10 protein-coding genes and 1 tRNA gene are annotated in these 14,555 nt (G+C 61.7%); 8 read left to right on the top strand and 3 right to left on the bottom strand.

The window, feature by feature from the left end; all coding sequences use genetic code 11:
* Window positions 1–12: 12 nt before the first annotated feature.
* The 3 genes from ASG47_RS02475 to ASG47_RS02465 all read left to right on the top strand — a co-directional run bounded on the left by ASG47_RS02475 (window position 13) and on the right by ASG47_RS02465 (window position 4,753).
* Window positions 13–1,587, top strand: coding sequence for an MDR family MFS transporter (locus ASG47_RS02475; RefSeq protein ID WP_061907134.1), 1,575 nt, complete (start codon window positions 13–15; stop codon window positions 1,585–1,587).
* Between the two features lie 271 nt (window positions 1,588–1,858).
* The gene (locus ASG47_RS02470) at window positions 1,859–2,476 is read left to right on the top strand and encodes a hypothetical protein (RefSeq protein WP_061907133.1); all 618 of its coding nucleotides are present in this window, start codon (window positions 1,859–1,861) and stop codon (window positions 2,474–2,476) included.
* Window positions 2,477–2,659: 183 nt separating this feature from the next.
* Window positions 2,660–4,753, top strand: a complete 2,094-nt coding sequence (locus tag ASG47_RS02465; RefSeq protein ID WP_061907132.1) for a molybdopterin-dependent oxidoreductase — start codon at window positions 2,660–2,662, stop codon at window positions 4,751–4,753.
* A gap of 469 nt (window positions 4,754–5,222) precedes the next feature.
* Here ASG47_RS02465 and ASG47_RS02460 read toward each other — a convergent pair whose 3' ends face one another.
* A complete protein-coding gene (locus ASG47_RS02460) occupies window positions 5,223–5,993 on the bottom strand; it encodes a sulfite exporter TauE/SafE family protein (protein WP_061907131.1) in 771 nt (256 codons plus the stop codon).
* Between the two features lie 281 nt (window positions 5,994–6,274).
* On the opposite strand from ASG47_RS02460, the gene ASG47_RS02455 reads away from it, so the two are divergent.
* Window positions 6,275–6,715, top strand: coding sequence for a glyoxalase superfamily protein (locus tag ASG47_RS02455; RefSeq protein WP_061907130.1), 441 nt, complete (start codon window positions 6,275–6,277; stop codon window positions 6,713–6,715).
* A gap of 107 nt (window positions 6,716–6,822) precedes the next feature.
* Complete coding sequence (locus tag ASG47_RS02450; protein ID WP_061907129.1) at window positions 6,823–7,527, top strand: glutathione S-transferase family protein; 705 nt, start codon at window positions 6,823–6,825, stop codon at window positions 7,525–7,527.
* Window positions 7,528–7,579: 52 nt separating this feature from the next.
* On the opposite strand, the gene ASG47_RS02445 is transcribed toward ASG47_RS02450, so the two are convergent.
* The gene (locus tag ASG47_RS02445; RefSeq protein WP_162243201.1) at window positions 7,580–8,020 is read right to left on the bottom strand and encodes a DUF2147 domain-containing protein; all 441 of its coding nucleotides are present in this window, start codon (window positions 8,018–8,020) and stop codon (window positions 7,580–7,582) included.
* A gap of 256 nt (window positions 8,021–8,276) precedes the next feature.
* On the opposite strand from ASG47_RS02445, the gene ASG47_RS02440 reads away from it, so the two are divergent.
* The 3 genes from ASG47_RS02440 (at window position 8,277) to ASG47_RS02430 (ending at window position 11,972) form a co-directional block, all read left to right on the top strand.
* Window positions 8,277–8,366: transfer RNA gene (locus tag ASG47_RS02440), tRNA-Ser, on the top strand.
* A 163-nt stretch (window positions 8,367–8,529) separates the two neighbouring features.
* Window positions 8,530–9,645: a FecR family protein gene (locus ASG47_RS02435; protein WP_061907127.1), complete on the top strand. Its 1,116-nt coding sequence runs from the start codon at window positions 8,530–8,532 to the stop codon at window positions 9,643–9,645.
* Window positions 9,646–9,677: 32 nt separating this feature from the next.
* Window positions 9,678–11,972: an EAL domain-containing protein gene (locus tag ASG47_RS02430; protein WP_061907126.1), complete on the top strand. Its 2,295-nt coding sequence runs from the start codon at window positions 9,678–9,680 to the stop codon at window positions 11,970–11,972.
* Window positions 11,973–12,045: 73 nt separating this feature from the next.
* Here the strand turns inward: ASG47_RS02430 and ASG47_RS02425 are convergent, their stop codons facing one another.
* Window positions 12,046–14,370 (bottom strand): glucose/quinate/shikimate family membrane-bound PQQ-dependent dehydrogenase, encoded by a 2,325-nt coding sequence (locus ASG47_RS02425; protein WP_061907284.1) that lies wholly within the window; start codon window positions 14,368–14,370, stop codon window positions 12,046–12,048.
* Window positions 14,371–14,555 lie beyond the last annotated feature (185 nt).

Below are 14,555 nucleotides of genomic sequence, written 5' to 3'. Positions count from 1 at the left end.
AGGATTGCCTCAATGCCGGACCCCATTCAACCGGACGATGCGATGCAGGACCCATCGACCAAGCTGGTCATCGGGGCAGTCGCCGTCACTCTTCTCCTCGCCTCGCTTGGCCAGACCATCGTCTCGACAGCTTTGCCCTCCATCGTCGGCCAGCTCGGTGGCCTCGATCACCTCACCTGGGTGGTCATCGCCTATCTCCTGAGCTCGACCGTGGTTGCCCCCATCTATGGCAAGCTGGGCGATCTCTTCGGCCGCAAGATCGTGCTGCAAGCCGCCATCGTCATCTTCCTCGGCGGCGCCGTGCTCTCGGCCATGGCGACCTCCATGACCTTCCTGATTGCTGCCCGCGCCATTCAGGGTCTCGGCGGCGGTGGCCTCATGGTCGTCGCCATGACTGTCGTGGCGGACATTATTCCCCCGCGTCAGCGCGGCAAGGTCCAGGGCCTCTTCGGTGCCGTATTCGGCGTCGCCACGGTCGTCGGCCCGCTGCTCGGCGGCTTTATCGTCGAACACCTCTCCTGGCAGTGGATTTTCCTCATCAACTTGCCGGTTGGCATTCTCGCGCTCGCCGTCATCGCCGTGGCTCTCAAGCCCCGCGCCGAACGCGTCAAGCATTCGATCGACTATGCCGGCTTCGTCCTGCTCTCGGGCGGCCTGACTGCATTCGTGCTTGCCACCTCACTCGGCGGTAACACCTTCGGCTGGTTCTCGCTCCAGATCATCGGCCTCGTTATCGGCGCTCTGGTCTTCCTCGGCGCCTTTGTCTGGGTTGAAAGCCGGGCCGCCGAACCGGTCCTGCCGCTCGATCTTTTCCGTAACAATACCTTCGCGGTGACGAGCGCCGTCGGCTTCCTCGTCGGCATGGCCATGTTTGGGTCGATCACCTTCCTGCCCATGTATCTCCAGCTCGCCAAGGGCGTCTCGCCGACCGATTCCGCGCTGCAGCTCGTGCCAATGATGATCGGCCTCGTCGGCGCCTCGACGGCCTCGGGCTTCATCATGACCCGCACGGGCCGCTATAAGATGCTGCCGCTGGCGTCGACCTTCGTTCTGGTGATCGGCCTCCTTGCCCTCGCCAATATGCGGCTCGATACGCCCTCGGTGCAGATCGCGGCCTATATGTTCCTCGTCGGCGCCGGCATTGGCCCCGTCAACAGCGTCAGCGTTACGGCAACCCAGAACGCGGTCTCCCGCGACATCGTCGGTGCCGCCACAGCCGGCGTCACGCTTTTCCGCCAGATAGGCGGTTCGATCGGTGTGTCGGTCTTCGGCGCCATCTTCTCGAGCGGCCTTGCCGCACGCCTCGGCGATGTCATGCCCGAAGGTAGCGGCACGAGCTTCAGCGCCAATGCCGTTGCGGCCCTCCCGCCGCAGGTCCGCGAGCTTGTGCTCGAAGCCTTCGCCAGCGCGCTGCATCCGGTGTTCTACACCGCTGCGGGTGCCGCCATCCTCGCCTTCGCGCTCGCTTGGCTCCTCGAAGAACGGCCTCTCGCCAACACACTTCGTCAGGCGCCCGCCGCCGAAATCGAAGCGGAGGAAGCCGCAACCGCCGCCATGGTGGGCGCCCCGGCTCTGGCTGCCCGCTAAACGGCGGAAAATTGGTCCGCGAGGCCAATAAGTGCAGATATCTGAAAGGCTTAGGACGGCATGCGGATTCAACTCTGCATGCCGTTGAATCAGTGCTGGAGCCGCTTCTTCAAATAGACGAGGTGGCGCTTTAGCAACACTCACTGCCGGCCATTGCGGCGCAGCCGCTCCTTGCGGATTTGTGAATGGTCAAATCACTTTATCCCTGTACTCTTCACGATATCACTCGCCGAAATAGCGTCGCCGGCCCCGGACATCTGGAGAAACAAGCGTGCCCTTGCGTTGGCAGGAAGTGGCTTTGCCACTGTTCGTGATTACCGTGCTCATTGCCCTAAAATACCTGCCGCTCACAGCGCATCTGCCGCTGTCGCGCGCCGCCGGTGTTGTGGCTTTTGGTTATGCTGCGTTTCTTGCGCTCCGTCTGGTGCAGCCCGAAGATGGCATTGCCATTGATGGCGGCTGGGCCGAACTCCGTCCCTCGCTCGTCGAGTACTTTGCCTGCTACGGCGCCGCCGCGCTCGCCGCCGTTCTGCTTTTCGCCGTGATCTTCATGAGCAGCGCTGCCGACACGACCCAGCTCATCGCCACCTATATCGCCGTCCTTCTTCTCGGTGCCGGCGCTGCTGGCATCGGCATGGTGGGCCTCTTTACAAACACCCGCTGGGACAACCGTCAGGTCACCCATCGTACCGCCATGGGTCGCGAAACCAGCCTCGACTGGTCCGAGGTCCGTTCGGTCCGCCCCAATTGGCGCGGCATCACCATCACCGGCACCACCGGCCGCATCACCTTCTCCCAATTCCATGGCGGCGCATCCCAGCTCGCCAAGCACGCCGCTACCCGGGCCATGCGCAACGCCGAAACCGCCACCAAGGCTTTCGCTGCCTGACCCCCACCCAACCTCCCCCTGCTAGGGGGAGGGGGCATCGAGTTTGCTTCGCTGTTCGTGAGCCGCCAGCCAGTCCCTCCCCATCTCAGGGGGGGCTAGGTGGGGGTTGCCATCACGCTCACAAATCCCACCCATAACCACAATGCGATTGTCCCGGCGCGCGGCCTCTAATACCTTGCCGTCATGAACGCCCAGATCCCCCCGCGCACCATCCGCTCAGTTTGCCCGCATGACTGTCCGTCGGTCTGCGCCCTCGATGTCGATATCCTCGCCGATGGCACGGTCGGCCGCGTCCGTGGCGCCAAGGACGATCCCTATACCGCAGGCGTCATCTGCGAAAAAGTTGCCCGCTATGCCGAGCGCATCCATCACCCCGAGCGTCTGACCCATCCCATGCGCCGCATCGGCCCCAAGGGGGCAGGGCAGTGGCAGCGCATTTCCTGGGATGAAGCCCTCGACGAAATCGCCGCCCGCTTCCTCGAGATCGAAGCGCAGCATGGCCCCGAAGCCATCTGGCCCTATTTTTATGCCGGCACCATGGGCCACGTGCATCGCGGCGGCATCGAGCGCCTCCGCGCCGTGCGCGGCTATTCGCACCAATACGACACCATCTGCACCGGCCTCGCCTGGCCCGGTTATATCGCTGGCACCGGCCTTCTTGGCGGGGTAAATCCCGAGCAGATGGCTGAGAGCGACTGCGTCGTCATCTGGGGCACAAATGCGGTGCATACCCAGGTCAACGTCATGACCCACGCCATGCGCGCCCGCAAAACCCGCGCGGCAAAAATCGTGGTCGTCGATATCTATCGCAATGCCACCATGGAACAGGCCGATCTCGGCATCGTCCTTCGCCCCGGCACCGATGGCGCCCTCGCTGTCGCGACGATGCACGTCCTCTTGCGCGATGGCCTCGCCGACCGCGCCTATATGGCCGAGTTCACCGATTTCTCGCCCGAATTCGAAGCCCATCTCGCGACCCGCACGCCCGAATGGGCCGCCGAGATCACCGGCCTCACCGTCGCCGAAATCGAGGAATTTGCCCACCTCATCGGCAAAACGCCAAAAACCTTCTTCCGACTTGGCTATGGCTTCTCCCGCCAGACCAATGGCGCCACGGCCATGCACGCGGCGCTGTCGCTCCCCGCCATGCTCGGCTCTTGGCAGCATCGCGGCGGCGGCGCGTTCCATTCCAATTCCGGCACCTGGAATCTCGACAAATCGCGCCTTGAAGGCACGCACCTGCAAAAGGGCACGCCCCGCGTCCTCGACATGTCCGAGATTGGCCCGATCCTCACGGGCAATGCCGCCGCGCTCCAGAATGGTGCGCCGGTCCATGCCATTATCGTCCAAAACACCAATCCCGCCTGCGTCGCTCCCGATCAGGCTTTGGTGCGCCAGGGTCTGATGCGCGACGATCTCTTCCTCGTCGTCCACGAGCAGTTCATGACCGAAACGGCGGAACTGGCCGATATCGTCCTGCCCGCCACCATGTTCCTCGAACACAACGATTATTACACCCGCGGCGGCCACACTCGCATTCTCTACGGCCCCGCAGTCGTCGAGGCGCCCGGCGAGGCGCGCTCCAACCACGAGGTCATCAACGCCCTGGCTCTCCGCCTCGGCAATACCGACCCGACCTTCACAACCACCGATCGCGAAGTCGTCGCGGATACCTTTGCCCGCTCAGGTCTGCCGACGCTCGAAGAAGTCGAAAAAACCGGTTTCATCGACAAGGAGCGCCCCGACGACGTCGCTCGCTTTGCCAAGGGCTTTGGCTGGGCCGATGGCCGCTATCGGTTCAAGCCCGATTGGGATGAAGTCGCGCGCCGGAAAGGTTATCGCTGGGTCTGCGATCCATCGATCATGCCCCGCTTCGCCGATCATTGGGACATTACCGAAAAGACCGATGCCGAGCATCCGTTCAAGCTCGCGACTAGCCCGGCCCGTGCCTTCCTCAATTCGTCCTTCAACCAGACCGCCGGCAGCCTCAAGCGCGAGGGTGAACCCTCCGTCTTCATCCATCCTGAAGACGCCGCCCGCCTGACGATATCCGATGAAGACGCCGTCACCCTCGGCAATCACCGCGGCGAAGTTCACCTGACAGCCCGCATCTTCCCGCGCCTCCCCACCGGCACCCTCATCGCCGAAGGCCTCCACCGCAATAAGGCCCATCGCGGCGGGCAGGGTATCAACATGCTCACCTCCGCCCAACCCGCCCCTCCATTTGGCGGCGTACCGTTCCACGACGCAGCGGTGTGGATTAGGAAGTCCGACTAGCGCCATTGGGCCAGATGTTTGGTACCATCTTACTGAGCCACCTGCTGTCACCCCGGCGAATGCCGGGGCCCATCGCCGGACATGGGTGAGCCCAGATAAATTGATAGAGCCCAGCCAACTCAGGATGGCCCCCGGCCTCCGCCGGGGTTACATCGCGCGTCTGGCAGTACCAGCACCAATCTTATGCCCCTTATCCCCGGCCCCAAAACCTCCGCTATCCTCTGCCCATCCATCCCCGCACGGACGGTCTGCAGACGACAGGAGCGGGGAGGGCCTTCGTCGGGTTTCGTCTCCCAGACGCGTTCGGGACTGGCCGCCTCGCGACGAGCGATCAAAGAGGCGCTGTGAGACCTGTCCGAAAAAAGGCGCTCCCGAGGCTTACACGCCTCACTTTTTTCACACACTCTAGGGGCGTGAGAGCCTCGGGAGCCCGTCCACGCATATCCGGAGGCTCACCGCCGTCCGGCGCTCACCCCTGCCCATAAGCCCGCCAGAAAAAATACCCTGTCATCGCGATCCCATAAACGATGACCCCAACACGGATCCACTGCGTCGGAATATGCTGCGCCAGTCGCGCCGCGACATAGCCGCCGATCGTTACCCCAACAAGCGCGATCGAGCCGTGATACCAGTCGATCGTGCCGTTGAAGACAAACCGCACCACTGCCACCAGCGCGATGGTCGAGGAGATGAAGAGCTTCAGCCCGTTCATCGCATGCATGTCGCTCATCCCTGCCAGCGCCAGGAATGCCAGGAGCAGAATGCCGAGCCCAGCATTGAAGAACCCGCCATAGACCGACACCCCGGCGAGCAGCACGAGGATCAGCACCGCCCCCAGCGCCTTCATCCCCGACCGTCTGCCACCGCGCGAGCGTAGCGCCCCGTTGATCCGATTGCCGAAAATGAACAGCGCGACCGCAAAAGCCATCAGCCAGGGCACGACCAGCGAAAACTGCGCGTCCGAAACCACCAGCAGCAGTTCCGCGCCGACAAAGCCAAACACGGCCGCGATGATCCCATAGATCAGCAACCGGTCCTTATAGGGCGCCACCGACTTCCAATAGCCTGCCGCGCCGCTGACATAGCCGGGCAGGGCGGCATATGTGTTCGACGCATTGGCGAGAACTGGCGGCACGCCTGCAACCAGCAGAGCCGGAAAAACGATGAACGAGCCCCCGCCAGCCAGCGAATTGACGGCGCCACCCAAAAGGCCGGCGATGAAAAGCAGAAGTTCGGTCATGACAATTCCGCGAAGGGGAAACACCTGTTCCTAGACCGAACGCCGACATTCGCCCAACGCAATTGTCTGATCCGCTCTATCACGGCTAGTGATCCGCGCGTCTTGACTTCCGCATCGCCAAGGCGCATTGACGCCTCCGGTTGCTGGCGCCCGCCGCTCGCGGACATTTGTCCATGGTGAAGCCCAGCCTGAGAAGACCTGACGACCCTTCGGTTCCTCCGAGGCGCATCATGGCAAAGCGAGCCCCCATGGACCAGTCGCCTCCTCAAGGAGATGACCCGATGGCTTTTTCACTCGATACCCCATCCGCCCAAACTCTGAAATCCGAGGCCAAGAACCTGCGTGAAGGGCGTGCTCGGGCCAATCAGCCGATCACCCATGGCGCAGCCCTCGAAGAGATTGCCCGCGCCCATGGCTTTCGCGATTGGAACACCGCCCGCGCCAGCCTGCCCGATCGCGTCGCCGTCCCCTTCCAGGTCGGCATGCGCGTCAAAGGCTACTATCTCGAGCAGCCGTTCCGCGGCCTTCTCATCGGCCTCCAACTCTCGAGCGACATGCAGCATCATAAGGTGACCATCCAGTTCGATGAGCCGGTCAATGTCACGCCGCACTTCATGTTCGCCGCCACCCGGCAGCGCGTCACCGCCACGGTCGATATCCACGGCATCTCGCCAGCCCTTCGCGGTAATGGTGCGCCCCAAATGCGCCTGATGCGGGAATAGTATTCTGTGGCGGCCCGGTGCGGCGGGTGATCCTCTCCTCGCCGCCCATTGCTCACCATCGTAAAACACCGATATACCTATCGCATCCAGCAACAGGACGGTGCCTTATGACCACCCAGACCAATCCGATCGAAGCATTCTCCCTGCCCACGCCGAACGGGCAGAAGGTCCACATCATGCTCGAAGAGCTGGGCGTGCCGTGGAACTATCATCGCATCGATATCGGCAAGGGTGAGCAGTTCACGCCCGAATTCCTCGCCATTTCGCCCAATAATAAGATCCCCGCCATCATCGATCCCGAAGGCCCGGGCGGCGAACCGATCTCGATCTTTGAATCCGGCGCGATCCTGAAATATCTCGGCCTGAAATTCGGCCAGTTCTACCCGACCGACACTCGCGCTCAGGTCAAGGTCGACGAGTGGCTCTTTTGGCAGGTCGGAGGCTTTGGCCCGATGCTCGGCCAGAACAATCACTTCTCGGTCTATGCCCCCGAAAAAATCCCCTACGCCATCAAGCGCTATAGCGACGAGACCCACCGTCTCTTCGGCGTCCTCAACAAGCAGCTCGAAGGCCAGGATTATATCGCCGGTGATTATTCCATCGCCGATATCGCTTCCATCGGCTGGGCCCAGTCGTGGGAGCGCTATGGAATTACGCGCGACGAATTCCCCAATGCGCTCGCCTGGATCGACCGCGTCGGTGGTCGTCCTGCTGTCCAGAGCGGCCTCAACTGGGGCAAGGACGTCCAGGGCAAAAGCCTCGCCGACGACAAGGAAGCGCAAAAGATCCTCTTCAACCAGCGCGCCCGCTGAACACTCGGGAAGGCCATCGGCCTTCCCAACTCCCCAGTTGTGATGAGGCGCCTTACTGCGCTTCCGCCGCCGCCCGCGCATCGAGCTCCCCCTGCGGCACCCGCACCCAATCCTCGCCCCGGCAGATCACGTTATAAAGCACGCAGCCATTGAGGCGCAGCGCATCGGGCCCGAGCAGTTCGACATAACCCGAATAGGTCTTTCCATCCTGCGGATTATAGACCTCGCCATCGAACACTGTCGGCCGCTCGCCCGACCACAGCGTCAGCATGTGTAGTCCCAGCATCGGCCGATTGCGCAGGGCAGGGTCCTCATTGCGCTCGTCAAAAAACTGCTCAGGGCTCATTGCGGCCGCGGCCTCCGCTTCCTCGGCACTCAAGATATCCTCGGGCACCACGATCTTGGTAAGATAGCCGCAAAATCCAAGCTCACAGGGCGCAATGGTGATCTCTGACTGCAGTTGAGCGCGCCAAACACCCTCTATCGGCGACAAGGGTATTTCCTGCGACGCGGCCGCTCCGACCGACAGCCCGGTGAGAATCGCACTCAGCCGAAGAATGGCCGTGACCCGTCCATGCATCATCATGCCCCGTCCCACCTTTTCGATTCGACTATGAAGGCAAAGCTAGACCCCGCCGCGCTTCTCGCCAATCGCCATGGACAGAAACCCTGCCATCCCAGCCTTTCGCCGGCACCGGTCCAAAAACCGCTTGCCATCCCCCCCGCCGCTCGCTAGACCCAACCCCGCCGGAGAGGTGGCCGAGTGGTCGAAGGCACACCCCTGCTAAGGGTGCAGATCGGGAACGGTCTCGAGGGTTCGAATCCCTTCCTCTCCGCCACTTTCCCTCATTTGCCAAATTGCCTAGCAGCGTTCGCAGCTCGTCGACGCCCTGTTTGGCGAAAGCTTTGGTTCACCAGTTCGATAGCTGTGATCTGTGGGTTTAACCTAAGTAACTCCACGATGTTCAGCATGTGAGAGAGTGCCTGATCTGGAGGCCTCTAATGTTTCGCATGCTTGTTGCAGCTCTGCTGTTTTCGCTTTCGTCTGCCGCCATGGCAGCTGCCTGGACCGCCGACCGGGTAAGAGGTGAGGTTTTGGTCGAGGCAGATGGCAGTTGGCAGCCGGTCACGAGGGGCCTCGAGATCGGTGATGGCTCAAGTCTCAAGACCGGCGCCAATGCGCGTGTGGACTTCAGCCGGGGCAACGATCATTTTTCGCTTGGGTCTAACACGGTCGTCCAAATCCGCGATGCCGGCCCTGATCTGATGACCTCAGTGATACAGGCCGCAGGCGTCGTCTCCGTCGATGTCGAGCGGCGCAACGTGCAGCACTTTTCGGTGCAAACGCCCTTTCTCGCCGCCGTCGTCAAAGGCACCAAATTCACCGTCACCTCCGATGGTAGCGGATCTCTTGTCGATGTCGATCGAGGGGTCGTTCAGGTGCAGGACAGCTCAAATGATCTCGTGGCCGACGTCAGGCCGGGACAGGAAGCTGCGGTCACTACCGAAGCTCCGCTTCAGGTCGAAGGCATGGGTGCGGCCGCGGTCTACACCTCAAACGGCGTCCTCGTCAGCAGCAGCGGAAACAGGGATACAAAGCCGACCACTGATGCCTCGGCGGATGGAAGCGGCCAGCCTCCTGTCATCAAGCAATCCGGCGAAAGCGGCAATAACGGCCGCGGCAATGGGCCTGGAACCGGCAATAACGGCAACGGTAACGGCAATGGTAAGGGAAATAACGGCGGCGACGGGTCGGGTAACTCGGGGAAAGGCAATGGCGGCGGTAATGGCAATGGCAACAACGGCAACGGAAATGGCGAGGGCGGCAATAACGGCAACGGAAATGGCAACAACGGGAACAATGGAAACGGGAATGGCAACGGCAACAAAGGCAGCGACGACGGCGTAAACAACGGTACCAGCAACGGGAACAACGGAAATAACGGCAACGGAAACGGCAACAACGGAAATAACGGCAACGGAAGCCAGGAAAATAGCGGCAAGGGCGACAACAACGGCAAAAGCGGCGAGGGGGGCGGCAATGGCAATAACGGTAACAATGGCAACGGAAACGGGAACGGCAACGGAAACGGCAATGGCAATGGCAAGAACAATTAGTCCGCTGCGTTCAGCCGACTAAAGGAGCGGCCATGCCGAAGGCGGTGCGTATCGTCGTTACGATCTGCCTGTTGTCGTTTCTTGCAGCGACGGCAACCCTTGGCATTTGGGCGCCCGCCGACGCCAAATTGTGGGATATCCGATTTGCTGCCGCCGATCGTGCACCGAGCGGAGACATTGTCTTCGTCGATATCGATGCCGCAAGTCTTGCTGAAATCGGCACCTGGCCGTGGCCGCGGTCGCTGCACGCTGGGTTGCTCGATCGCTTGCTGGCCATGGGTGCCTATGAGATAGCGTTCGATATCGACTTCAGCACCCGCTCCAACCCGTCGGAAGACGCGGTCTTCGCGAAAAGCCTCGAAGCGGCCGGCGGATACGCTTATCTCGCCGCATTTCGCCAACGGGCCGCATCCGGCGATGAAATTTGGAGCCGCCCCCTTCCGGAGTTCGCAGCCCACGCGGAAGAAGCCCTCGTCAATATCGACGGGCTTAAAGCGGGCCTGATCTGGTCGCTACCGGGCAAGGATGCCGATACCGGCATTAAATCCATCCCTGTCCAGTTCAGCCCTGGCCAACCGATCCCGCCGACCCTGCGCATGGATTACGCCATCGATCTTGGTCAGATCGTGCGCGTGCCCGCCGCCGCGGTGCTCGATGGAACAGTTGATCCCGCACTTCTCGAAAACAAGCAGGTCGTTATCGGGACCAGTGCCATAGAGCTGCATGACCTGATCATGGTGCCGCGTTTTGGCGTTGTCCCGGGCGCGACTGTCCAGATTGCTGCGGCCGAAACACTCAAGTTCAACCGCGCTCTCACTGAGGTCGGTACATGGCCGGCTTTGCTATGGGGCGCTCTTTTTCTCCTCGGAAGCGCTCTTCTTCCAAGGCGCCGCCTGGGCCTCGCGGTCGCTGTCGCTTTGACCGCGATAATGGTCTTTGAAGCCGCCGCCTTCGTTGCTTATGCGCTAGCAGCGCTCCAATTCGACACCGTTGGTTTCCATGCGCTGGCTGCCGGAGCACTCGTGGTTCAACTTGTCGAGGACCGCATCCTCCGCCGCCGCCAATTGCGCGAACAGCATAAGAGGCTGGTCTTCCTCGCAACACATGATGATGACACCGGAGCCTTATCGGAGCGCGCCTGGTGCGATGCACTTGATGCGAGTAACGAATCTGAGACCGCCGGTGCTCTTCTCCTCCGCGTTGAACAGGCCGAGAGCGCCGGCGCCAGCCTTGGTTTTCATGTTGCCGATCAAGTGATCCGGCAGTTTCATGACCGCCTCTCTTTGTCTGTCGGAGGTCCGGTCGCCCGCATCGAAAGTCAGGTCTTCGCCATTGGTCTAGACGCTGGCTTGAGCGACACTGCCCTCCAGAGGCTGATCGAAAAACTGGAACTGCCCTACGATGTCGAAGGGCATCGGATCGAGCTGAAATTGCTTTGGGGACGGAGCGCTCCGGGCGCCGGAAAATCCTCTGAGGTCCTGTTGCAGGAAGCTCGGACGGCTCTCGCCATGGCGCGTCGAACGCGTCTCGCCGGATGTGTCTACGCGCCCGATTTCGAAGCGCAGTTCGAACGACGCCGTCAAATCGATATTGCGCTGCGCACCGCGGTGGAGAAGGGCGAACTGAGTTTAGTTTTCCAGCGGCAGGTCGATGGCAGAACGAGGCAGACCCTTGGTGTCGAGGCGCTCCTGCGCTGGCACTCGGCGGCGCTGGGCCCAGTTTCGCCAGCCGAATTCATTCCTCTCGCTGAGGAAAACGGTACCATCATCCAGCTCGGCAACTGGGTGGCTCACGAAGCGTGCCGACGCGCCGTCGAGAGCGGCTGGATGGGACGGCTATCGATTAACGTAGCGCCCGTGCAGTTTGCTGGGGCCGATGTTTTCGCCATGGTTCAATCGGCGCTGCAGAAAAGTGGATTTCCTGCAGATCGCCTGGATGTCGAGATCACGGAAAGCCTCGTCGCCGATGGCCATTTGTCCATCGTCGAGACACTGCGGCATCTTCGCGAATTGGGCGTGTCCATCGCGATCGACGATTTCGGCACCGGTCACTCGTCGCTCAGTTATCTCGCGACGCTGCCGGTGGACAAGCTCAAGATCGACCAATCCTTCGTCCGTCAAATGGAAACACGCAAGGGTAGCCAGGTGATCAAATCGATCGCGGCCCTGGGCGCTTCGCTTGGCCTCCAAACGATCGTTGAGGGCGTGGAAACCGAGGAGGAACTGGCCCTCCTCGCAGCAATCGACTGCGACATCGTGCAAGGCTTTCTGTTCGGCAAGCCCGGCGATTTACCCACAGACCTTGAGTGCGGCTCGCAAGCCGCCTGACCCTACGGCGGGTACTCGCCATCACTGACGTCTGCATTGGCGGGCAACGCAGACGTCCCCTTTTGAGCCGCCCCTAGGGCAGCGTATAGGCCAGAACATAGTCGCCCGCTTTCGTGCCGATCGACCCGTGCCCGCCGGCCACGATCACAACATACTGCTTCCCATCGACGGTATAAGTCATCGGGGTCGATTGGCCGCCGGCGGGCAAGCGGGCTTCCCAAAGTTGCTGACCGGTCGTCAGATCATAAGCGCGGAAGAAGTCGTCGACCGCTGCTCCGAGGAACGCAACGCCGCCTTTGGTGATGATCGGACCGCCGATCCCGGGGACGCCCACCTTGAATGGCAAGGGCAGGGGCGTCATGTCGCGCACTGTTCCGTTGCGATGCTTATAGGCGATTTCGCCGGTCCGCAGATCGGCACCGGCCACAAAGCCCCAGCCTGGAGCCTGGCATGGAACGCCAAGTGGGCTGAGGAACGGGCCCATGAAGACACCATAGGGCGCGCCCTCATTGCGGTTCAGGCCTTGCTCGCTCGCCTTTTCGTCCTCGCCCTTGGGCGGGATTTCGTCAGCGGGCACGAGGCGCGAGGTGAAGGCCAGATAGGTCGGCATCCCGAACATCACTTGCCGTTCCGGATCGACCGCAACCGAACCCCAATTGAACGTCCCGAAATTGCCCGGATAGACGATCGTGCCCTCGAGCGATGGCGGCGTGTAACGGCCCTCGTAGCGATGCTGATGCAGCGAGATGCGGCACATCAGCTGATCGAACATGGTGATGCCCCACATGTCCTTCTCCTGCAGCGATGCAGGCTTGAAGCTGAGGGCAGATGTGGGTTGGGTCGGCGAGGCGAAATCGCCCTCGATCGTTCCCTGCGGCGCTGGCTCCTCGGTGATCGGCAGGATCGGCGTGCCGGTCTGCCGGTTCAGCACATAAATATCGCCCTGCTTCGTTGGTCCCACGAGCGCCGGCACGGTCTGGCCATCGGCTCCTGTCAGGTCGAGCAGTACCGGCTGCGCCGGCACGTCCATGTCCCAGAGATCGTGGTGCACAAACTGCTGAACCCAACGGTCTTGGCCCGTCCCGACATCGAGAGCCACGATCGACGACGAGTATTTCTCGACGCTTTCGCTGCGCCCGATGCCAATCTGATCGGGCACCTGGTTGCCAAGCGGCACATAGACGAGACCTAGGGCAGGATCGACCGAAAACACCGACCAGCTATTGGGCGAGTTCGTCGTATAGGTCTCGCCATCGGCAATATCGATCGGCGCCGTCTGCGTTGGGTTACCCGAGTCCCAATTCCAGACCAGCGCGCCTGTAAGCGCATCGAAGGCACGGATGACGCCCGATTGCGACTGGGTCGAGTAGTTGTCGTTGACGGCGCCGCCGATGATTAGCTTCCCGTCGACAGCAACCGGCGGGGACGTGGAATAGTAATATCCAGCCGGCGAATACTTCATGCCGGCTTCGAGCCGCAGCGTGCCGCCATCTGCAAATGTCGTACACACCTGCCCATTTGCCGCATCGAGCGCAATAAGCCGCGCATCGGCAGTCGGCAGATAGACGCGTGCCGCACAGGCAGCATCGGGCGCCGCAGCAGGGTCAGCCCAATAGGTCACCCCGCGGCAGGTTTGGTGCTGCCGGTCCGGATTAAGCCCGGAATTCGCATCGAACCGCCACTTCTCCATGCCGGTCTGAGCATCAAGCGCGATCGCAAGATTATGCGGCGTACAAATATAGAGCGTGTCGCCGATTTTGATTGGGGTGACCTGATATGTGGTCTCGCCCACATCCTGCGGCAGCTTAACGTCGCCCGTCTGATAGGTCCATGCAGGCACGAGACTCGCGACATTTTGGGTCGTGATCTGGTCGAGCGGCGAATAGCGCTGACCATAATTGGTGCGCCCATATTGCTGCCAATCGCCGTCTTCGAAATCGCCGCCGAGATTGGGGTTGGCGGCCACCTGTTCGGTGTTGAGTGTGCCCGAGATATCCTGCGGATCCTGCGTCATCGAATAAACAGCGACGACAACGGCGAGCACATTGCTCACCGCTAGGATCAGTGACGCGCCGCGCCGTCCGCCCTCGAGCCGCTTCCGTATCCAGGGCATCCACAGCCAGATGCCGAGCACCACGATGATGCCGCCTCGCGCGCCCAACTGCCACCAGTCGAACCCGACTTCCCAGATTGCCCAGATGATCGACCCCACGAGGATGGCCGAATAGACCCAAAGCGCCTCGGCCTTGCGGCGGGAGAGGAGATATGCGGTGATCAGAAAGCCGAAGCCGGTGATCAGATAATACCAACTGCCGCCAAGGACGACGAGCCATCCGCCCAGTCCTCCCAACGCTAACCCCATGAGGGCAAGAAGGAGGGCTGTGAGGAAGATGAGCATAGTGGTGTCTCCGGAATACATCCGCGCGCCAGCGAATGACTTCGCCTTGATCTCGGGCAGAACCTTCCCGCAACGTGCGGCAATGGTCAAGGTTGCGCGCGGCATCAGACCTCTGACCTATCTGCCAATTCCCCCGCTCAGCGCATGGCAAAGTTGAGCATGCGGGTGGGGAACCCCGTCGCAGC

This window comes from Devosia sp. Leaf420 (assembly GCF_001425445.1).
Classification (GTDB): domain Bacteria; phylum Pseudomonadota; class Alphaproteobacteria; order Rhizobiales; family Devosiaceae; genus Devosia.
This window is presented reverse-complemented; position numbering and strand designations above follow the sequence as displayed.

Bases quoted from the DNA above. Each gene is read 5' to 3' on its own strand.
- ASG47_RS02475 (WP_061907134.1), top strand. From the start codon at position 13: ATGCCGGACCCCATTCAACCGGACGATGCGATGCAGGACCCATCGACC.
- ASG47_RS02465 (WP_061907132.1), top strand. From the start codon at position 2,660: ATGAACGCCCAGATCCCCCCGCGCACCATCCGCTCAGTTTGCCCGCAT.
- ASG47_RS02460 (WP_061907131.1), bottom strand. From the start codon at position 5,993: ATGACCGAACTTCTGCTTTTCATCGCCGGCCTTTTGGGTGGCGCCGTC.
- ASG47_RS02455 (WP_061907130.1), top strand. From the start codon at position 6,275: ATGGCTTTTTCACTCGATACCCCATCCGCCCAAACTCTGAAATCCGAG.
- ASG47_RS02450 (WP_061907129.1), top strand. From the start codon at position 6,823: ATGACCACCCAGACCAATCCGATCGAAGCATTCTCCCTGCCCACGCCG.
- ASG47_RS02435 (WP_061907127.1), top strand. From the start codon at position 8,530: ATGTTTCGCATGCTTGTTGCAGCTCTGCTGTTTTCGCTTTCGTCTGCC.
- ASG47_RS02430 (WP_061907126.1), top strand. From the start codon at position 9,678: ATGCCGAAGGCGGTGCGTATCGTCGTTACGATCTGCCTGTTGTCGTTT.
- ASG47_RS02425 (WP_061907284.1), bottom strand. From the start codon at position 14,370: ATGCTCATCTTCCTCACAGCCCTCCTTCTTGCCCTCATGGGGTTAGCG.